The organism is Lysobacter stagni (genome assembly GCF_030053425.1).
In the GTDB taxonomy this organism is placed as follows: Bacteria; Pseudomonadota; Gammaproteobacteria; order Xanthomonadales; family Xanthomonadaceae; genus Lysobacter_J; species Lysobacter_J stagni.
On record NZ_JASGBI010000001.1, the window covers coordinates 903,259 to 922,437 of the forward strand.

Below are 19,179 nucleotides of genomic sequence, written 5' to 3' on the forward strand. Positions count from 1 at the left end.
GACGGAAGCACTCCTCTCCATCGCGTCCTACCTCGAGCGATCACCCATGGGCGCGTTCGAGCCCAGACACGGGTCGCCACGAAGAACGCGGCGACGCTGGCAGGTATGATGCGCGGCCGCATTGCAGGGCACCGATTGACCGCGCTGGACCTCCGTCCAGCCCCGGGTTGACCTACCCCGCAAAGCTCCGCTAGAATCCCCAGTCTTTTCCGTCGTTTACGCAGAGCCGCATCATGGCCACCAAGCGCACCTACCAGCCCAGCAACCTCAAGCGCAAGCGCGACCACGGCTTCCGTGCGCGCATGGCGACCGCCGATGGCCGCAAGATCCTTGCCCGTCGTCGTGCCAAGGGCCGCAAGCGTCTCTGCGCCTAAACGGCGCCGCTGCCGCCTCGTGCGGCAGCCGACCGGCCTGCGCCGGTAGTCCGTCATGACGTCGGCCCGCTTCCCGCGCAACGCGCGGGTTCGCGCGAAGTCCGATTTCGACCGAATCTTCCAGCACGGGCGGCGCGTTGCGCTGCCCGTGCTGGCTTTGCATTGGCAAAGCAGCCAGGACGCCCCGCGCCTGGGTCTGGCCGTTTCACGCAAGGTCGATCCGCGCGCCGTCGGTCGCAACCGCATCAAGCGCGTCCTTCGCGATACCTTCCGCCGCCTGCGCGATGAACTCGCCGCGGGCGACTACGTCGTGGTCGCCCGTCCGCCTGCCGCTCGCGCCGATGCCGCGGAACTGGCGGCCGCACTGCGTGGTCTGTTGCAGCGCTGCGGGGCACTGGGCACGTCCGGTTTGCCCCTCACATCCGCGCCCGGCACAATGCCGGCCGCTTCCCCTTCCGTCCCCATACCCGACTCCGGTCGCGGTTGAGCTGCCTGTCGCCCATGAACCAGACCCGTGTTTTCCTGATCTTCGCCTGGCTGATGGTGGCGACCCTGCTGTGGATGGAGTGGGGCAAGGAGAAGGCCGCGCCGGCCGCTCCCGCACCGGCTCCGGTGACTGCTTCGCAGGGCGAAGCCGGCGTGCCGAGTGCCGCCGCCGTCCCCGGCGCGGTTCCCTCCGCACCGAACATCGCGGCGACGGCTCCGACGCCGACGGCCCAGGCCACCACCTCGGCGCCCTCGGTCACCGTCACCTCCGACGTGCTCAAGGTCGTGCTCGACGGCGGCGAGATGCGCCAGGCCGACCTGCTCAAGTACCCGACCACTTCCGATGCCCATAGCGAACCGGTCCGCCTGTTCGCGCAGGACGCCGCCCACTACTTCGTGGCGCAGAGCGGCTGGGTCAGCAACAAGGGTGCGACGCCCACGCACCTGGCGGGCTTCGTGCCGGAAGGTGGCAAGCAGGAGTTCGCTCTCGCCGAAGGCGCCTCCTCCGTCGACGTTCCCTTCGTGTGGACCGGTCCGGATGGCGTGACCATCCGCCGCACCTACACCTTCGGCCGCAGCAACTACGTGGTCACCGTGCGCGATGAGGTGATCAACGCCGGTGCCCAGCCGTGGCAGGGCAGCGTCTATCGCCAGCTCAGCCGCGTGCCGCGCGCGCTGGTGAAGAAGGGCCCGATGAACGCCGAGCAGTACAGCTTCCAGGGCGCCGCGTGGTACGACAGCGCCGACAAGTACGATCGCCGCAAGTACGACGACTTCGACGACGGCTCGCTGGACAAGCCCGTTACCGGCGGCTGGATCGGCATGCTCCAGCACCACTTCTTTGCCGCGTGGATCCCGGGCAGCAACGACGCCGGAACGTTCTCGCTGGCGACGGTGCAGGGCCCCGGCGGCACCAACTACGTGATCCGCGAAGTCGGCCCGGGCGTCACCGTGGCGCCGGGCGCGACCGCCAAGACCGAAGCCCGTCTGTGGATCGGCCCGAAGCTCGTCAAGGCGATCGAAGCGCAGAACGTTCCCGGCCTAGACCGCGCCATCGACTTCAGCCGCTTCAGCATCATGGCCGCCATTGCCGGCTGGCTGTTCTGGGTGCTCGAGAAGATCTACGGCCTGGTCGGCAACTGGGGCTGGGCCATCGTCGGCCTGGTGTTCCTGATCAAGCTGGCGATGTACCCGCTGTCGGCCGCGCAGTACAAGTCGATGGCGAAGATGCGCAAGTTCCAGCCGCGCATCGCCCAGCTCAAGGAGCGCTACGGGGACGACAAGCAGAAGTTCCAGATGGCGATGATGGAGCTGTACAAGAAGGAGAAGATCAACCCGGTCGGCGGCTGCCTGCCGATCCTGCTGCAGATGCCGGTGTTCCTGGCGCTGTACTGGATGCTGTCGGAGTCGGTCGAGCTGCGCCACGCCCCGTGGATCGGCTGGATCACCGACCTGACCTCGCGTGACCCGTACTTCGTGCTGCCCATCATCAACGTCGCGGTGATGTGGTTCACGCAGAAGCTCAACCCGACCACGGGCATGGACCCGATGCAGGCGAAGATGATGCAGTTCATGCCGCTGGTGTTCGGCGTGATGTTTGCCTTCTTCCCGGCCGGCCTGGTGCTGTATTGGGTCACCAACGGCGCGCTGGGTCTGCTCCAGCAGTGGTGGATGATCAAGAAGTACAGCGACGCGCCGGCCAAGACCTGAGCCCGCTCGTACCGAGACCGAAGCCCGCCGCAAGGCGGGCTTCTTCGTTGTGGGCGGGGCCGCTCGAACCGCACCGTGGCATCGCTCCGCCGGAGTAACATCGCGCCACTCCACGCCGCCGCCCGCCATGTCATCGCCGATCCGCCGCCGACTCTCCGCCCTGACGCTCTGTCTGCTGATCGCCGGTTGCCGCGGCGAAGGCACCGGCCCGGATGCGGCGACGAACACGAGCCCCTTGCCCGCCGCGCCGACGCAGGCATCGCCGGAAAGCACTGCGTTGCACGAGGCCCTGCTCGCACAGCTGGCCAATCACCGTCGCATCATCGTGCTGCTGGCCGACGAGGACAAACTCGCACCCGCCACACGTCAGAGTGCAACGGCCATCGGACAGGAGCTCTTCCACGAGAACCTCGAACGCCGTACCTCGATCGACGCGCAGTTCGCACGCCTGCTCGCGCGATCCCAGACCACACGCTTCGACGCGATCGCAGGCGAGCTGGACTACATCGAATCCGCGCCGGACCTCTTCGACGCCGATCGCCTGGCATTCGTCGAAGTCCTGCGCGATCTGCACGACCGGCTCGGCGCGGAGTCGTCCTTGCCGGCCATCAAGCTGCGCCAGCGCATCGCCCAGGACCTGGACGCACTGGCCGAGATCGAGCGCAACTACAGCGCCGAGATCTCGAACGTGTTCGGCCGCTTCGGCACGCGCGCCATCGAGCTCAAGCGCGAGAAGTGGAACGACTACGTCGCGCACCTTCGCAAGCAATACGATCGCGATGCCCTGCTGCGCGAGCACGGCGTCATCGAGCCCTATCCGATGTCGCTCAAGGACAGCGACCGCGAGATCTTCGGTCGCGACCTTCCCGCCAAGACGGTGGTGCTGACCTTCGACGACGGCCCGCACCATGCCTACACCGAAGAGATCACCGCGATCCTCAAGCGCTATGGCGCGCCGGCGACGTTCTTCGAGGTCGGCCGTAACCTTGGCCGGCTCGGGGCCGATGGCAAGCCCACGCTGGGCCCGATGGCGTCCATCAGTCGCGGATTGATCGAACAGGGCTACACCGTCGGCAACCACAGCCTCACCCACGCGCAACTCTCGCGCGAGACCGGTGCCTCGTTGCGCAGCCAGATCCTCGACACCGACGTCCTGCTGCGCGGCATCGACGAAAAGCGCGCGCCGCTGTTCCGCTTCCCCTACGGTGCGCGCAATGCCGAAGGCCTGCAGGTGCTGGGCGAAGCGAAGCTGAAGTCGGTGATGTGGAACATCGACTCGCTGGACTGGGCCGACCCGGTGCCGGATTCGATCACGCAGCGCGTGCTCGACCAGGTGCGCGCGCAGCAGCGCGGCATCGTGTTGTTCCATGACATCCACGAGCGCACCGTCAAGGCGCTGCCGCAGATCCTCGACCGCCTGGTCGCCGAAGGCTACCGGTTCGCGGCATGGAATGGCCGCGACTTCAGCGTCGCGCGCGAGACCGCACCGCAGCAGACCGTCACCACCGGATACGACCGCTCCTGGGCCCTGGTCATCGGCATCGACGAGTACGCCCACTGGCCGCGACTGGGCTACGCCGCCAACGACGCGCAGGCCATTGCCGACACGCTCACCACGCAGTTCGACTTTCCGTCGTCGCAGGTGATCGTGCTGAAGAATGGCGAGGCCACGCGCAACAACATCCTCGCCGCCTTCCACGACCGGCTCGGCCATGGCGAACTGGGCCGCAACGATCGCGTCTTCGTGTTCTTCGCCGGCCACGGCGCGACGCAGCGGCTGGCCTCCGGCCGCGAGCTGGGGTATCTGATCCCGGTCGATTCCGACCCGCAGCGCTTCGCCAGCGATGCGATCGCGATGAGCGACATCCAGAACATCGCCGAAAGCCTGTCCGCCAAGCACGTACTGTTCGTGATGGACGCCTGCTACAGCGGCCTGGGCCTGACGCGTGGCGCCGGAACCAATGCGTTCCTGCGCGAGAACGCGCGACGCACGGCTCGGCAGATGCTAACGGCCGGAGGCGCCGACCAGCAGGTCGCCGACAGCGGCCCAGGTGGACATTCGGTGTTCACCTGGGTGCTGCTGCAGGCACTGTCCGGCAACGGCGACCTCAATGGCGATGGACTCATCACGGGCACGGAACTGGCCGCGTACGTGGCGCCGGCGGTGTCGGGCATCTCGCAGCAGACGCCGGCCTTCGGCTCGCTGCCGGGCTCGCAGGGGGGCGAGTTCGTCTTCCAGATCCCGCAGCGCGAGGAGTTCCTCACCGCCAGCACGCAGCAGCTCTCCAGCGACGCCATCGCGATGAACCAGAAGGTCGAGCAGCTGCAACCGGAAGACGGTTCGGCGCCCGTGACGGTGAAGAGCCTGCAGGGTGGCGAGCAGCAACTGGTGGTGCCCGCGCATACCGGGCGCCTGTCGGATCGCGAGGTGGCGCAGCGCGCCAACGACCGCGGCCTGCAGCTGTACAAGGAGAAGCGCTACGCCGAAGCCGAGCAGGCATTCACCGAAGCGCTGAAGCTGCGCCCGGACTTCGCGCTGGCCGCCAACAACCTGGGCTTCCTGTATTACCGCCAGGGCCAGTACGCGCAGGCCGCGCGTTGGCTGGAGAACACGCTGAAGATCGATCCCTCGCGCGCGGTCGCATACCGCAACCTGGGCGATGCGTACCGCGAGCTGCACGACAAGGACCGGGCAGGGCACGCGTATCGTACGTACCTGGAACTGCAGCCCGCCGGCCTCGCCGCCGACAGCGTCCGCGAGCAGCTGAGGACCCTGTGATCCTGCCCAGCCCCGACCGCGACACCATCGCCGCCATTGCGACCGCACCGGGTGCGGGCGGTGTCGGCATCGTGCGCCTGTCGGGTCCGCGTGCGCGGCAGATCGGCGAAGCCATCAGCGGTCGCGCGCTCGCACCGCGGCAGGCGCATTACGTGCGCTTCACCGACGCCTCGGGCGAAACGGTCGACGATGGCATCGCGCTGTTCTTCACCGCGCCCGCCAGCTACACCGGCGAGGATGTGGTGGAACTGCAGGCGCACGGCAGCCCCGCCGTCCTGCAGGAGCTGGTTGCACGCAGCGTGTCGCTGGGCGCGCGTCGCGCGCGCCCCGGCGAGTTCAGCGAACGCGCTTTCCTCGAGGGCCGACTCGACCTGGCCCAGGCCGAAGCCGTCGCCGACCTCATCGCTGCCGCCGACGTACGCGCGGCACGCGCCGCCCGCCGCGCGCTCGACGGCGAGTTCTCGCGCCGCGTCGACGCACTCGCCGACGAACTGCTCGCGATACGCGTGCATGTCGAAGCCGCGATCGACTTTGCCGACGAGCCCATCGACACACTCGGGGGCACGCAGTTGCGCGCGCGCCTGAACGGAACCGCCGCCGCGCTCGACGAACTGCTTCGCGCCGCCGAACGCGGGCGCCGGCTTCGCGACGGTCTGCACGCGGTGATCGTGGGGCCACCGAATGCCGGGAAGAGTTCGCTGCTCAACCGCCTGGCCGGCAGTGATCGCGCCATCGTCACCGACATCGCCGGCACCACGCGCGATCTGCTGCACGAGACCATCCGCATCGACGGTGTCGAACTCACGCTGGTCGACACCGCCGGCCTGCGCGAAGGGGGCGACGCGATCGAACAGGAAGGGATGCGTCGCGCGCGCGGCGAGCTCACGCGCGCAGATCTGGCCATCGTGGTCCTCGACGCGCGCGATCCCGACGGTGGCCGCGCGTCCGTGGCCGATGCCATCGCCGACGTACCGGCGCGGTTGTGGATCCACAACAAGAGCGATCTGCTCGACGCACCCGCATCGCAGGCCGATGACACGCTGTACGTGTCGGCCCGCACGGGCACGGGACTGGACGCGCTGCACGCGCGGCTGCGCGCACTGGCACAGGGCAACGCGGATGCAGCGGGCGAGGGCGCCTTCACCGCGCGCGCGCGCCACGTGGACGCGCTCATACAGGCACGCGAACACCTGGCACAGGCGCGTGCGCAACTGGATGCCGAAGCGCTCGACCTGGCGGCCGAATCGCTGCGCCTGGCCCACGATGCATTGGGCGAGATCACCGGCCGCATCCACGCCGACGACCTGCTCGGCCATATCTTCTCCAGCTTCTGCATCGGCAAGTGACCTCGCCCGTGTCGCGGTCTTGATCCGGATCAAGGCCGCGCTGGCAGTGGAGCGGGAAAGTACGGTCCCGGCCGCTCGCAGGAACGCTGCATGGATACCCTCCACACCGACGTGACCATCATCGGCGCCGGCCCCGCGGGGCTTTGCCTGGCGCGTGCGCTTTCCGGCACCGGCCTGCGCGTGGTCCTGCTGGAACGCCAGGGCGAGGCCGCGTTGCGCTCGCCGGCGTTCGACGGCCGCGAGATCGCGTTGACGCACCGCTCGCGTGCCTTCATGCAGCGCCTCGACCTGTGGCGTCGGCTGCCCGAGGGCGAAGTCCACGCATTGCGCGATGCGCACGTGTACAACGGCGACTCGCCGCGCGCGATGCGCATCGGTCACGAGCAATCCGGCCGCGAGGCATTGGGCTTTCTCGTGCCCAACCACGAGATCCGTCGCGTCGCGTTCGAAGCGGCCATGGAAGTCAACGGCGTCACGCTGCTGGCAGGCGTGAAGGTCATCGGCGTCGAGCGGTCGGACAGCAAGGCAGAGGTCGCGCTCGACGACGGTCGCCGCATCGTCTCGCGCCTGCTGGTCGCCGCGGACAGCCGCTTCTCCGAAACACGCCGTGCCGCCGGCATCGCCACGCGGATGTTCGACTTCGGTCGCTCGATGCTGGTGTGCCGCGTGACGCAGGAAGTGCCGCACGCCGACACCGCGTGGGAGTGGTTCGATCACGCGCAGACGCTGGCACTGCTGCCGCTGGGCAATGCGACGCCGCGCGGCCATCGCGCCTCCGTGGTGCTGACCTTGCCGGCACCACAGATGCGCGAAGTGCAGGCACTGGACGACGAGGCGTTCGCGCGCGACATCGCGCGGCGATTCCACGGCCGGCTCGGCCGGATCGATGACGTCGGCGAGCGGCACGTCTACCCGCTGGTCGGCACGTACGCGGACCGCTTTGTCGCGACACGCCTGGCACTGATTGGCGACGCCGCCGTGGGCATGCACCCGGTCACCGCGCACGGCTTCAATCTCGGTCTGCTCGGCGTGGAGCGGCTGGCCGGTGAACTGCGCGAGGCCGCCGAGGCGGGAACGGACATCGGCGATCCCGCGCGACTGGCCCGATTCGAACGCGGCCACCGCCGCGCCACGTTGCCCTTGTACCTGGCCACGCGGGGCATCGTCGGTCTGTTCACTGATGACCGCTGGCCGGCGCGGCGCCTGCGCGCCGGCCTGTTGTGGGCCAGCGACCGCCTCGCGCCCTTCAAGAAGGCGCTGGCGGCGATGCTCGCGGACGAGGGGGCCGGCCGGGCCAATGCAGCCGATCGGATTGCCTGAACGGGGAAAGGCATCGGGACCGGCCCTCCGGATGATAGGCTCACGACGCCGTTCGCTTGACAAACATGGGCCGGTCACGCGATCTAATGCCTGTGTGCTCGTGACGGCGCACTTCAGGGGAGCTTTGCCAATGACCGTCGTAAATCCACAAGCCCGGCGCTCGCGTCGGCTTTCCGTTGTTTCGCAGCTGTCCATCGCGCTGGCCATGGCCTGCGCACTGGCTGCCTGCCAGAAGGAAGAACCCGCGCCGACCAGCGCGGCTGCACCGGCCGCCACCACGGCCGCACCCGCGGTAACCGCGGAAACCGCCGTATCGGCCAAGGTATCGGCCCTGACGGCGGACCAGCTGCGCGAAGCCGCCCGCAAGGCCTACGCCGAGAACCGCCTGTACGCGCCGGCCGAGGACAACGCCGTCGAGTACTACCTCGCACTGCGCGACAAGGCGCCGGGCGATGCGGCGGTGTCTAGTGCCCTCACCGACCTGCTGCCGATGACGGTCATCGCCATCGAACAGAGCGTCAACCGTGAGGACTTCACCGAAGCCCAGCGCCTGGCCGCGCTGCTGGAGAAGGCCGACGCGCAGCACCCTGCGCTGGCACGCCTGCGGACCAGCATCGCTGCCCAGCAGGACGCCGCGTCCAAGCGTGCGGCCCAGCAGCAGCTGACCGCCGAGGACGAAGCCAAGCGCAAGGTCGAGCTCGAGAAGAAGCGCCTGGACGACCAGAAGAAGCAGCAGGAAGACGCTGCGCGTCAGCTGGCCGCCCAACAGGCTGCGGACAAGAAGGACGCCGACAAGGCTGCCGCCGACCGTGCCGCTGCCGCGGCCGAACAGCGCGCAGCCGATCAGCGTGCAGCCGAAGCCCGCGCCGCCGCCGCCCGCCAGGCCGCCGCCACGCCGGCAACGGCCGATGCGAGCGACCTGCGTCCGCTGTCGATGCCGCCGCCGCGTTACCCGCCGGAAGCGCTGCGTGCCGGTACGTCGGGCGAAGTGCAGGTCGAGTTCACCGTCGGCACCGACGGTTCGGTGACCGCGGCCCGCGTGGTGCGCTCGAATCCCGCGCGCATCTTCGACCGCGAAGCCGTGAACGCCGTGCGCAAGTGGCGCTTCCAGCCGCTGGACGCACCGGTGACCACCCGCCGCACCATCGGCTTCAATCCGCAGAGCTGATGCAACGGCGACGTTGCGGCGACGGTTGGGGAACCGGCGCCGCGACGAAGGCGACAGAAGGAAAGGAAAAAGCCCGGCATTGCCGGGCTTTTTTTTTGGAGCCCCTCTCCCGCCGGCGACCGGAGGGAGTGCAGAGGTGAGAGGGGTTGGGGTGAGGGTCGGCGCAGCGGACGTCGTGAAGACTCGCGATGCTGCCTTGCCGGATCGCTGGATCGTGGATTGCGCGGTGTGGCCGCTGCCGTCCATGGCGTCACGCTACCGGCTCGGACAGGCCGCGCGGCAATCCATGGCCGGGCGTTCACCCGACCACGCGGCAGGCGCTGTGCAACGACTTCAATGACATGGCGCCTGCCATCCATGGCGCGACGCATGGGGCTTCAGATCGCCCAGCCCGGCCATCCATGGCCGGGCGTTCGGCAGGCCGCGCGGCAGTGCCGCGCAAGCGGCCTGCCTCACCCCGAAATTGCGAGTCGTTCCTGGTGGTAGCGGCGCACCGCGGCGAACCACAGCAGCGCCGCCACGCCGAAGCCGGCAGCCAGATACAGGCCCCAGACCTCCAGGTCGATCACTTCGCCCCGGATCACCTTCAGCAGCATCTGGTTCTGCGCGAGGAACGGCACGGCGAACTGCCACGCCTGGTTCTTGACCGGATTCACCATCAACGCGAACGACGGGATCATCGGCAGCAGCAGCAGCCAGGTCATGTGGCTCTGTGCCTCCTTCATGCTCTTGGCCATCGCCGACAGGTAGGTCAGCAGCGTCGTGCCGATGAACAGCATGGGCAACAGGACCAGCAGCATGCGGCCCATGGAGGCGAAGCTGACGTCCAGCATCTTCGCCGCGCCGATACTGAACTGCGCACTGAGCTTGAACGCCAGCAGAGTGAGCACCAGCGACAGCAGGCCCAGCGCACACGCCGCCGCGATCTTGCCGCTGACGATCGCGCCGCGGCGAGCAGGCGTCACCAGCAAGGGTTCCAGCGACTGCCGCTCGCGCTCGCCGGCAGTCGCATCCATGATCAGGTACGCACCGCCGACGAACGACATCAGGATCAGCAGGTACGGCATGATCAATGACAGCACGACGCCGCGCTTGGCCTCCTCGGTGGCCAGGTCGCGGCTGCCCACGTTCAACGCGCGCGTGACCGACGGGTCGATGCCGCGCGCCAGCAGGCGCAGCGCGCCTACCTGATCGCCGTATCCTCCCAATGCCGCTCGTACGCGCGCCGCCGGGATCTCGCTGTCGCGTCGCGTCGTGTCCTGCACGATCTCCACCAGCGCCGGCTGGCCCGCGCGCCAGTTCGCGCCGAACGCAGGATCGATCCGCAGCGCCACGTCCACGTCCTGACGCAGGATCGCCGCGTCCAGGTCCTTCGGTGCTTCCACGGCACGGATGCCCTGCGTGGCAAGGAACGCCACCAGGTTCGGCGCGTACTGCATTCCGACCGTGGGCACTTCCAGCACCTTGTCCAGCTGCGTGCGGGCGCGGTTCTCCCCGAGTGCGCCCATGCCGATCATCAGCAGCGGATACAACAGCGGGCCCAGCAGCAACGCCAGTGCGAGCGTGCGCCGGTCGCGCGAGATGTCGCGCAGTTCCTTGCGCATCACCGCCCACATGGTGGCCAGCGCACCCAGGCCCATCGAGCCGGAAGGTTTCGTCCCGATCGCGCTCATGCGTGCAGGCCCTCCTCGGAGCCGATGGCCTTGACGAACGCGTCTTCCAGATTGGCTTCGCCGGTCTGCTCACGCAGCTCGTCGGCCGTGCCGGCGGCAACCACCTGCCCGCGCGCGATGATGACGATGCGATCGCACAGCGCCGCGACCTCCTGCATGATGTGGCTGGAGAAGATCACGCAGCGTCCCTCCGCACGCAGCTGCTGCAGGAACGCGCGCATCGCGCGCGTGGTCATCACGTCCAGCCCGTTGGTGGGCTCGTCCAGGATCACGTTCTTCGGGTCGTGCACCAGTGCGCGCGCGATCGCCGTCTTCGTGCGCTGTCCCTGCGAGAAGCCTTCGGTCTGGCGGTCCAGGATGTCGTGCATCGCCAGCGCATCGGCCAGCACCTGCGTGCGCTGCGCGATCTGAGCCGGCGTCATTCCATGCAGCTGCCCGAAGTAGGCGATGTTCTCCCGCGCGGTCAGGCGCTTGTACACGCCGCGCGCGTCGGGCAACACGCCCAGGGCACGTCGCACCGATGACGGATCGACCGCGGTATCGATGCCATCCACGCTGATCTGCCCGGCGTCGGGCTTCATCAGCGTGTAGAGCATGCGCAGCGTGGTGGTCTTGCCCGCGCCGTTGGGGCCGAGCAGGCCGGTGATCTGGCCGTCTTGCGCCTGGAAGTCGACGCCTTCCACCGCGCGCACCACGCCGGTCCTGGTCTTGAAGCTCTTATGCAGATCGTTGGCGATGATCATGGCGTTGGTCCCTGCCGGAGCGCGGGGCTCACGGTTCCCATCCGTTGAAACTGGTGAACGGCGGCACGTAGCCGATGGCATCGAGGCAGGTCGCGTCGAGCTTCTTCGCGTCCTTCGATTCGATGAACTGGCCGACGAGCTTGGGCATGCAACCCACGCCGCCCACGTTGTGGCCCTGTCCGCGCAGCACCAGGTGGCGCGCATTGGGCAGGCCGGCGCGCACGCGCTCGGCGAATGCCGGCGGCGTGACCGGATCGATCTCGCCCGACAACAGCAGCGCGGGCACGTTGGATCGCAACGGCTGATCGAAGTCCGCCGGGCGCTTGCCGGTCGGCCACGTCCTGCACGCGGCGAAGAAGGCAGTCGCCACGTCCGGCCCGAGCACGGTGCTTGCATCGTCCGGGTTCGCTTGGAAGCGGTCCGCGTCTTCGGCGCAGATCACCGACCACTGCATCGCACGTGTCATCTGCCCGCCGACGTCGCGCGTCATCATCTCGGCCAGTGCCATCAGCGGTGCGTACTCGCCGCGGTCGGCTTCGTCGATCACCACGGGCAGCAGCGAGGCCATCTGCGGCATGTACGAGAACAGATGCGTCACGCCCACCACCGTATCGGCGGTGAGGGTGTCGCGCTTGCGCTCGCCGGAAGACGGGTCGCGGTAGTCCACCTGGACCGGCGCCGCCTGCAGCCGCTGCTTCACTTCCAACAACTGCGTGTGCAGGTCCTTGGGGAAACGCTTGCGACAGGTCGGCTGGCTCTGGCAGTGCGCGACCTGGAGATCGAGCGCGCGCTCGAACGTGCGTGCGAACTCGCCGCCCACCACCAGATCGTTGGGCGCCACGCCGTCCAGCACCAGGCTGCGCGTACGCGTGGGATGGCGCATCGCGAACTGCTGCGCCAGGCGCGTGCCGTACGACACGCCCACCAGGTTGACCTGCGGCACGCCCAGCGCGACGCGCACCGCTTCCAGGTCCGCGACGGCCTGCGTGGTCGTGTACAGCCGCGGATCGGCCTTGCCGTCCAGTGCCTTCGCGCACGCTGCGGCGTAGTCGGCGATCGCGCCGGCATCGGCTTCGGCGGCCGTGGTGAGTTCGAGTTCGCGACCGTTCGCATCACGGCAACGCAGCGGGCTGAGCTTGCCCGTCCCACGCTGGTCGATCAGCACGATGTCGCGCTGCTTGCGCACATCGCGCAGTGCCGCGTCGATCTGCGCCGCGTATTCGGTGGCGGCCTGTCCCGGTCCACCGGCGAGGAAGAACACCGGGTCGGGCGTCCCGCCGGCCTGGTCGCGCGCGGGCAGCCACGCGATGTTCAGCGCAATGCGCCGCCCGTGCGGCGCGGCCGGATCCTCCGGTACTTCGAAACGCGCGCACTGCGCGTCGATGCTCCCCTGTGCCATCGCACCCGACAGCGTGCAGGGCTCGAAGGCGATGGAACCGAAGTGCCGCTGCGCGGCCGCCTTCGCGTCCTGTGTCGCGTCGTTGGCCGGACGGCAGGCGGCCAGCCAGCAGACCGCCGCGAGCGCGGCGATCCATCCACGGGTGTCGCGCATGATTCCCTCAAGTCTTTTGGCGAAGCACCTTCAGCATGACAGAAGGGGCGCACAAGCTGAATGCGGGTCGAGGGAACCGGCGGTGCGATCAGGCCGCCGGCTGCATGTGGCACGCACGGCGTGCCAGAGCGTGGCCGGCCTTGTGCACCCAGGTGTTGCTCCAGGCCGCGGGCAGCAGGAGGAACACCAAGGCGATGACTTCCGCCGCATCGATGAGGACCGCGGACGAACGGGCCAACGGCCTGCCGACGACGATGGAACCGGTGGTCGCCATGGGCATAAGCCGTGGGCGACCCTCGCTCACTTGCTGCTGACGTACTTCTCGCGGCGGATCTGCGGCACCGGCAAGCCGTCTGCTTTCAGCGCCTCGAAGCAGGCATCGACCATGTTGGGATTGCCGCACAGGTAAGCGATGTCGCCCCCGGCGTTCGGTGCGAACTCGGACAGGAACTGCTGCACGTAGCCGCGTCGCACGTCGGCATGCGCATGCGGTGAGTCGGCCGCCGGCAGTTCGCGCGAGAAGCAGGGCACGAAGCGGAAATGATCGGGGTGGCGCTGCGCGAACGCGCGGAACTCATCGCCGTACAGCAGCTCATCGGGCGTGCGTGCGCCGAAGAGCAGGACCGCGCGGACGCCGCGTTCGCGGATCAGCGCCTCCAGTTGCGGCAACATCGCGCGATACGGAGTCACGCCCGTGCCGGTACCGATCAGCAGATAGCGTTCGTTGGTGTCGCCCGTCATCAGGCAGAAGCGCCCGAATGGGCCGCTCGCATCCACCCGGCCGCCGCCTTCCAACCCCTCGAACAGCGCCGTGGCGGCGCCGCCAGGCACGTAGCTCACGGCGATCTCGACCGCTTCGCCCGGGCCCAGCGCGTGATCGTGGATGGTGGCGAGCGAATAGCTGCGCTTGGTCGCGGTGCCGTCGGCGTACTGGAAATGCACCTGGATGAACTGGCCCGGGATGAAATCCAGCGGCTGGCCGTCATCGCGCACGAACGTGTAGTGGCCCACGGTAGGCGCCAGCATGCGACGCGAGACGAGCTTGAGCGGAAAGTGCTGGATGGCCACGGGATACCGTCGATAGCGCAACAGTGTGTGGCCGGAGTGCCGCCACGAGGCCGCCTATACTACCGTCTATCGCCGCGCGGCTCGCGGCGCAGGCCTTCACGATGACCCCGGCTTCCCCGCATTCCCCCGCCGATCCGTCCGCACCCGCATTGTCGGTGCGCGAGCTGCGCAAGACCTACGACAACCGCGTGGAGGCGCTCAAGGGCGTCTCGCTGGACGTGGCACCTGGCGACTTCTTTGCCCTGCTCGGACCCAACGGCGCGGGCAAGAGCACGCTCATCGGCATCGTCAGTTCGCTGGTCAACCTCAGCGCCGGCTCGGTCTCGATCTTCGGCGTGGACCTGGCCCGGCATCGCGATTCGGCGATGCGCCTGATCGGCCTGGTGCCGCAGGAACTGAACTTCAACATGTTCGAAAAGCCCGTCGACATCCTGGTCAACTACGCCGGCTTCTATGGCGTGCCGCGCGAGCAGGCGCTGCGCCGCGCCGAAGTGGAACTCAAGCGCGCGCAGTTGTGGGAGAAGGCGAACGTGATGAGCCGCACGCTGTCGGGCGGCATGAAACGCCGGTTGATGATCGCCCGCGCCATGATGACGCAACCCAGGCTGCTGATCCTCGACGAGCCCACCGCCGGCGTGGATATCGAGATCCGTCGCGGCATGTGGAAGACGCTGAAGGAGATCAACGCCGCCGGCACGACGATCATCCTCACCACGCATTACCTGGAGGAAGCGGAGAGCCTGTGCCGCAACCTGGCCATCATCGACCGCGGCCGCATCGTCGAGCAGGGTCCGATGAAGGCATTGCTGGCCAAGCTCGACGTCGAAGGTTTCCTGTTGGATATCGACGGACACCTGCCGGCCACGCTGCCGGCCATCGACGGCACCACGCTGGTGGCCACCGACAACCACACCCTCGACATCGAGATGCCGCGCGCGATGGACCTCAACCGCGTGTTCGCCGCGCTGGGCGATGCGGGCATCCGCGTGCGTTCGATGCGCACCAAGTCCAACCGCCTGGAAGAACTGTTCCTCCGGCTCACGGGCGAGAACGCACAGGACGGCACCGCCCAGACGCCGCCGGAGCAGGTCGCATGAGCCAGACCATGAACGACACCACCGCCACGACCGAACCCACCGACATGCAACGCAATCTCGTCGCGCTGGGCACCGTGGTGCGCCGCGAGGTCAATCGCATCCTGCGCATCTGGGGCCAGACCCTGGTGCCGCCGGCGATCACGATGACGCTGTACTTCCTGATCTTCGGCGGCCTCATCGGCTCGCGCGTGGGCATGATGGACGGCATCAAGTACATGGATTTCATCGTCCCCGGCCTGGTGATGATGAGCGTGATCCAGAACAGCTACGGCAACATCTCCTCCTCGTTCTTCGGCGCCAAGTTCGGCCGTCACGTGGAAGAACTGCTGGTCAGCCCGATGCCCAACTGGGTGATCCTCACCGGTTACGTCGCCGGCGCCGTGCTGCGCGGGTTGATGGTTGGCGCGATCGTGCTGGTGATCTCGATGTTCTTCACCCGCGTGAGCATGCCGCACCCGCTGGTCACCTTCACCACGGTGCTGCTGGGCGCGACGATCTTCTCGCTGGCCGGCTTCGTCAACGCGGTGTACGCGAAGAAGTTCGACGACATCGCCATCGTGCCGACCTTCATCCTCACGCCGCTGACCTACCTGGGCGGCGTGTTCTATTCGGTGAAGCTGCTGCCGCCGTGGGCCGAGGCGATGACGCACGCCAACCCGATCTTCTACATGGTCAACGCGTTCCGTTACGGACTGCTCGGCGTGTCGGATGTACCGCTGTGGGTGTCCTACTCCCTGATGCTGGCCTTCGTCGCGGTGCTGGCGTCGCTGGGGCTGTGGCTGCTCAAGCGCGGTGTGGGGCTGCGCAGCTGACGGACTGCGGATGGAGCGTTTCGGATTGATCCCATGGAGGGGCGGTTCCGGGACGAACTAGAAAGGACGGACGTCCCCAAGCGAAAGTCCGCCATGTTCCTCAAGTCAACAAGACGCATCGCTCTGCTGTCGATCCTGCTTGCGGTCACCGTCCTTGCCGGTTGCTCCGGGCAAGACAAGAAGCTGCTCGCAGATCCCAGAGTCGGCGACCTGTACGCCGCCGAGATCACCCAGTTCAGTGCCGTCGCGGATGACGAGGGCAACACCGTCGAAGACGGTTACGGCCTGCTGAAGGTGACCGGCGTTAGCGAGCAGGAAATCAAGGTCGTCACCACGGCGTGGTATCAGGACACCAAGCGCGGCCTCCTGAAGGAACTGCGCAAGAGCCCGGCCTCCCAGCAATGGGACCTCACTGACGTCATCACCGTGAAGCGTGCCGAGCTTGCGGGGTTGCGCGACGAAGGGCAGATCATCAGCGTCCGCCGGGTCGACACCGGCAACTGAAGCCCGGTCGCGCGGCCGGTCTGAATCACGCGCGGTGAACCGCGGATCGAAATGGCCTGGCGGCAAAGCCAGGCCATTCGCATTTCAGCGTGGTGGCGCCCGCCACGCACCACAGTGGGCAAGGGTCCTCTCCGCCGCCGAGGCTATGATTCCAGCGTGCACGCAGCACGTGCAGACCAGCGGACCATCGATCGGAGGCCGGACAACCATGCGCATCCTTGTACTCGGCGCCGGCGGCACCGGCGGATACTTCGGCGGGCGCCTGGCGCAGTCCGGAGCGGACATCACCTTCCTCGTGCGTCCCGCGCGTGCGTCGCAGCTGCAGGCCGAAGGCCTCGCCATCCGCAGTCCGCTCGGCGACGCCAATGTGGATGTCGCCCACGTTACCGCCGAGGCATTGCCCGCGCTGGTGCGCGAACGGCCCTTCGACATGGTGCTGCTCAGCTGCAAGGCCTACGACCTCGATAGCGCGATGGACGCCATTGCGCCTGCGATGCAGGGCGGGGCGTGGGTGCTGCCCATCCTCAACGGTCTGCGCCACTACGCACCGTTGGACGAAAGGTTCGGTGCCCGGAACGTGGTCGGCGGCCTGTGCTTCATCAGTGCGATGAAGGGCGAGCGAGGCGAGATCCTTCACCTGGGCCAGCCCGCCTCCATCACGTTCGGCGAACGGCAAGGCGAGCGCGACAGCGAGCGCACGGCCGCACTCGCGCACCTGTGCGCGCAGGCCGGCATCGACCATGTGCGTTCGTTCGATATCGCCCGCGAGCAGTGGACCAAGTTCACCTTCCTCGCCACGCTCGCCGCCGGGACGTGCCTGATGCGCAGCGCGGTCGGTGGCATCGTTGCGACCGAAGGTGGGGACGCCTTCATGCGCGCGCTGTACGACGAATGCGTCGCCGTGGCCGATGCCGCCGGGCAGCCCATCGCCGCGCAGGCACAGCAGACCGCGCTGCGGACGCTCACGCAGGCGGGTTCGTCGCTGAAGGCCTCGATGCTGCGCGACCTGGAAGCAGGGCAACGCGTGGAGGCGATGCAGATCGTCGGCGACCTGCTGCACCGCGCACGCGATGCCGGCCATGAGGCGCCGCGTCTGGCCACGGCCTGGTGCCACCTCCAGGCCTACGAAGCGAGCCTCCAACCGCGCTGAACCGGTGCGCAGGCGCGCGGGCTTCGTTACGACGCGAGAGACGTCCCCGCGTCGTGCAACGGCGGGCGATCGAAGCGATAGCCGTAGCCGGGAACCGTGTGCAGGTACCGCGGGTGGTGGACGTCCTCGCCCAGCGCCCGGCGCAATCGGGCGATGTTCCGGTGCAGGGTGCCGGGAGCGACCGCAGCTCGCCCCCATACCGCGTCGAGGATCTCATCCGGCGAGAACACCTGGCCCGGTGCCCGCGCCAGCAGGCACAGCACGGCGAATGCCCGGGTTCCCAACGGTTGCTCATGACCCGCGCGAAGCAGGCGCCGACCGGGCAGGTCGAGCGCCACGTCGTCGAACGCAAGTACGGCCGGGTCGGGGAAGTTCATACCAGTCGCGACGAAGTCACCCATCAGAGGATACGCAGCGCGGGCAGGGACACGGCCTAGCGTTGTCCCAAGACCCGGATGAAAGCCGTGTGGACGCTGCCGATCCGCTGTCCCGGCAAGGCAGCCGGCTAACCCCGGACGCCGTCAGCGGGGCGTGGGAAGGCGGAAGAAGGTCCGCGCGTTCTGCGTCGTGGTGCGGGCGGTCTCGGCCACGTCTTCCTGCCGGTCACGCGCCAGCTCCTCGACGATATGCGCCAGGAACATCGGCTCGTTGCGCCGGTGCGAGGGCGCCGGTTTGATCGTGCGTGGCAGCAGGTAGGGCGCGTCGGTCTCGATCAACAGGCGGTTGGCCGGGATGTGCCTCACCAGCTCGCGCAGGTGCTGGCCGCGCCGCTCGTCGCACAGCCAGCCGGTGATGCCGATGTACCAGTCGCGGTCGAGGTAGTCGAACATCTCCTCGCGCGTGCCGGTGAAACAGTGCACGACGGCGGGACCGCGCAGCCGGCCGTCGAAGTTGGTCATCATCGCCATGAAGTCGGCGTGCGCATCGCGCTGGTGCAGGAACAGCGGTTTGCCGGTGTCAACGGCGATCTGCAGCTGCAGTTCGAAGGCACGCCGCTGCGCCGGCCGCGGCGAGAAATCGCGGAAGTAATCCAGTCCGCATTCGCCGACGGCTACCACCTCGCTGTGCGCATGCAGCTGGCGCATCTCCGCATCGCACTCGGAGGTGTACTCGGTGGCGTGGTGCGGGTGCACGCCGGCGGTGGCGAACAGCTCGCCGGGGTGCTGGCGGGCCAGCTTCAGCGCCAGCGGCGAATGCTCGCGGCTGGCACCGGTGATCACCATCTGCACCACGCCGTTCTCACGGGCGCGCGCCAGCACCGCATCACGGTCGTGGTCGAAGGAGTCGTGGGTGAGGTTGGCGCCGATGTCGATCAGATGCACGGGACTGGGGGCTGCGGCTGAAGTCTGGAGATGTGCGGAAGCATAACGTGCGGCATCCGGACCTTGCCCTACAGT

General features: G+C 68.1%; 18 protein-coding genes. 11 read left to right on the forward strand and 7 right to left on the reverse strand.

Annotated elements, in window-relative coordinates; translation table 11 throughout:
* Positions 1 to 233: 233 nt before the first annotated feature.
* The 7 genes from rpmH (at position 234) to QLQ15_RS04060 (ending at position 9,183) form a co-directional block, all read left to right on the forward strand.
* Entirely contained in the window at positions 234 to 374 is a 141-nt protein-coding gene (rpmH, locus tag QLQ15_RS04030) for a 50S ribosomal protein L34 (protein ID WP_031374044.1), read from the forward strand.
* A 55-nt stretch (positions 375 to 429) separates the two neighbouring features.
* A complete protein-coding gene (rnpA, locus tag QLQ15_RS04035; protein WP_283211564.1) occupies positions 430 to 861 on the forward strand; it encodes a ribonuclease P protein component in 432 nt (143 codons plus the stop codon).
* 14 nt (positions 862 to 875) lie between these two features.
* The gene (yidC, locus tag QLQ15_RS04040; RefSeq protein WP_283211565.1) at positions 876 to 2,570 is read left to right on the forward strand and encodes a membrane protein insertase YidC; all 1,695 of its coding nucleotides are present in this window, start codon (positions 876 to 878) and stop codon (positions 2,568 to 2,570) included.
* A 127-nt stretch (positions 2,571 to 2,697) separates the two neighbouring features.
* Positions 2,698 to 5,349, forward strand: a complete 2,652-nt coding sequence (locus tag QLQ15_RS04045; protein WP_283211566.1) for a polysaccharide deacetylase family protein — start codon at positions 2,698 to 2,700, stop codon at positions 5,347 to 5,349.
* Positions 5,350 to 5,351: 2 nt separating this feature from the next.
* Positions 5,352 to 6,695: a tRNA uridine-5-carboxymethylaminomethyl(34) synthesis GTPase MnmE gene (gene mnmE / locus QLQ15_RS04050; protein WP_283213922.1), complete on the forward strand. Its 1,344-nt coding sequence runs from the start codon at positions 5,352 to 5,354 to the stop codon at positions 6,693 to 6,695.
* Between the two features lie 90 nt (positions 6,696 to 6,785).
* On the forward strand, positions 6,786 to 8,015 hold the full coding sequence (gene ubiM / locus QLQ15_RS04055; protein ID WP_283211567.1) for a 5-demethoxyubiquinol-8 5-hydroxylase UbiM: 1,230 nt from the start codon (positions 6,786 to 6,788) through the stop codon (positions 8,013 to 8,015).
* Positions 8,016 to 8,145: 130 nt separating this feature from the next.
* Complete coding sequence (locus QLQ15_RS04060; protein ID WP_432277772.1) at positions 8,146 to 9,183, forward strand: energy transducer TonB; 1,038 nt, start codon at positions 8,146 to 8,148, stop codon at positions 9,181 to 9,183.
* Positions 9,184 to 9,635: 452 nt separating this feature from the next.
* Here QLQ15_RS04060 and QLQ15_RS04065 read toward each other — a convergent pair whose 3' ends face one another.
* The 5 genes from QLQ15_RS04065 to QLQ15_RS04085 form a co-directional block, all read right to left on the reverse strand.
* Positions 9,636 to 10,823: an ABC transporter permease gene (locus tag QLQ15_RS04065; RefSeq protein WP_283213924.1), complete on the reverse strand. Its 1,188-nt coding sequence runs from the start codon at positions 10,821 to 10,823 to the stop codon at positions 9,636 to 9,638.
* 29 nt (positions 10,824 to 10,852) lie between these two features.
* Positions 10,853 to 11,599 carry an ABC transporter ATP-binding protein gene (locus QLQ15_RS04070; RefSeq protein WP_283211568.1) on the reverse strand — a complete coding sequence of 249 codons (747 nt, stop codon included), beginning with the start codon at positions 11,597 to 11,599 and terminating at the stop codon, positions 10,853 to 10,855.
* Positions 11,600 to 11,627: 28 nt separating this feature from the next.
* Positions 11,628 to 13,151, reverse strand: a complete 1,524-nt coding sequence (locus tag QLQ15_RS04075) for an alpha/beta hydrolase (protein ID WP_283211569.1) — start codon at positions 13,149 to 13,151, stop codon at positions 11,628 to 11,630.
* An 88-nt stretch (positions 13,152 to 13,239) separates the two neighbouring features.
* The gene (locus tag QLQ15_RS04080; protein ID WP_283211570.1) at positions 13,240 to 13,425 is read right to left on the reverse strand and encodes a hypothetical protein; all 186 of its coding nucleotides are present in this window, start codon (positions 13,423 to 13,425) and stop codon (positions 13,240 to 13,242) included.
* A gap of 26 nt (positions 13,426 to 13,451) precedes the next feature.
* Positions 13,452 to 14,177, reverse strand: a complete 726-nt coding sequence (locus tag QLQ15_RS04085) for an FAD-binding oxidoreductase (RefSeq protein ID WP_432277838.1) — start codon at positions 14,175 to 14,177, stop codon at positions 13,452 to 13,454.
* Between the two features lie 143 nt (positions 14,178 to 14,320).
* Between QLQ15_RS04085 and QLQ15_RS04090 the strand changes: the two genes are divergently transcribed.
* From QLQ15_RS04090 to panE, 4 genes are all read left to right on the forward strand, one after another.
* Positions 14,321 to 15,316, forward strand: coding sequence for an ABC transporter ATP-binding protein (locus QLQ15_RS04090; protein ID WP_283211572.1), 996 nt, complete (start codon positions 14,321 to 14,323; stop codon positions 15,314 to 15,316).
* An 8-nt stretch (positions 15,317 to 15,324) separates the two neighbouring features.
* Positions 15,325 to 16,128: an ABC transporter permease gene (locus tag QLQ15_RS04095; RefSeq protein ID WP_283213925.1), complete on the forward strand. Its 804-nt coding sequence runs from the start codon at positions 15,325 to 15,327 to the stop codon at positions 16,126 to 16,128.
* Positions 16,129 to 16,221: 93 nt separating this feature from the next.
* Complete coding sequence (locus QLQ15_RS04100) at positions 16,222 to 16,632, forward strand: hypothetical protein (protein WP_283211573.1); 411 nt, start codon at positions 16,222 to 16,224, stop codon at positions 16,630 to 16,632.
* A 208-nt stretch (positions 16,633 to 16,840) separates the two neighbouring features.
* A complete protein-coding gene (panE, locus tag QLQ15_RS04105) occupies positions 16,841 to 17,782 on the forward strand; it encodes a 2-dehydropantoate 2-reductase (RefSeq protein ID WP_283211574.1) in 942 nt (313 codons plus the stop codon).
* A 26-nt stretch (positions 17,783 to 17,808) separates the two neighbouring features.
* Here the strand turns inward: panE and QLQ15_RS04110 are convergent, their stop codons facing one another.
* On the reverse strand, positions 17,809 to 18,183 hold the full coding sequence (locus QLQ15_RS04110) for a winged helix-turn-helix domain-containing protein (RefSeq protein WP_283211575.1): 375 nt from the start codon (positions 18,181 to 18,183) through the stop codon (positions 17,809 to 17,811).
* 120 nt (positions 18,184 to 18,303) lie between these two features.
* Positions 18,304 to 19,104 carry a TatD family hydrolase gene (locus tag QLQ15_RS04115; RefSeq protein ID WP_283211576.1) on the reverse strand — a complete coding sequence of 267 codons (801 nt, stop codon included), beginning with the start codon at positions 19,102 to 19,104 and terminating at the stop codon, positions 18,304 to 18,306.
* Positions 19,105 to 19,179 lie beyond the last annotated feature (75 nt).

Coding starts and splice junctions, on each gene's coding strand:
- rpmH (WP_031374044.1), top strand. CDS start 234: ATGGCCACCAAGCGCACCTACCAGCCCAGCAACCTCAAGCGCAAGCGC.
- rnpA (WP_283211564.1), top strand. CDS start 430: ATGACGTCGGCCCGCTTCCCGCGCAACGCGCGGGTTCGCGCGAAGTCC.
- yidC (WP_283211565.1), top strand. CDS start 876: ATGAACCAGACCCGTGTTTTCCTGATCTTCGCCTGGCTGATGGTGGCG.
- QLQ15_RS04045 (WP_283211566.1), top strand. CDS start 2,698: ATGTCATCGCCGATCCGCCGCCGACTCTCCGCCCTGACGCTCTGTCTG.
- ubiM (WP_283211567.1), top strand. CDS start 6,786: ATGGATACCCTCCACACCGACGTGACCATCATCGGCGCCGGCCCCGCG.
- QLQ15_RS04060 (WP_432277772.1), top strand. CDS start 8,146: ATGACCGTCGTAAATCCACAAGCCCGGCGCTCGCGTCGGCTTTCCGTT.
- QLQ15_RS04065 (WP_283213924.1), bottom strand. CDS start 10,823: ATGGGCCTGGGTGCGCTGGCCACCATGTGGGCGGTGATGCGCAAGGAA.
- QLQ15_RS04070 (WP_283211568.1), bottom strand. CDS start 11,599: ATGATCATCGCCAACGATCTGCATAAGAGCTTCAAGACCAGGACCGGC.
- QLQ15_RS04075 (WP_283211569.1), bottom strand. CDS start 13,151: ATGCGCGACACCCGTGGATGGATCGCCGCGCTCGCGGCGGTCTGCTGG.
- QLQ15_RS04080 (WP_283211570.1), bottom strand. CDS start 13,425: ATGGCGACCACCGGTTCCATCGTCGTCGGCAGGCCGTTGGCCCGTTCG.
- QLQ15_RS04085 (WP_432277838.1), bottom strand. CDS start 14,177: ATGCTGGCGCCTACCGTGGGCCACTACACGTTCGTGCGCGATGACGGC.
- QLQ15_RS04090 (WP_283211572.1), top strand. CDS start 14,321: ATGACCCCGGCTTCCCCGCATTCCCCCGCCGATCCGTCCGCACCCGCA.
- QLQ15_RS04095 (WP_283213925.1), top strand. CDS start 15,325: ATGAACGACACCACCGCCACGACCGAACCCACCGACATGCAACGCAAT.
- QLQ15_RS04100 (WP_283211573.1), top strand. CDS start 16,222: ATGTTCCTCAAGTCAACAAGACGCATCGCTCTGCTGTCGATCCTGCTT.
- panE (WP_283211574.1), top strand. CDS start 16,841: ATGCGCATCCTTGTACTCGGCGCCGGCGGCACCGGCGGATACTTCGGC.
- QLQ15_RS04110 (WP_283211575.1), bottom strand. CDS start 18,183: ATGGGTGACTTCGTCGCGACTGGTATGAACTTCCCCGACCCGGCCGTA.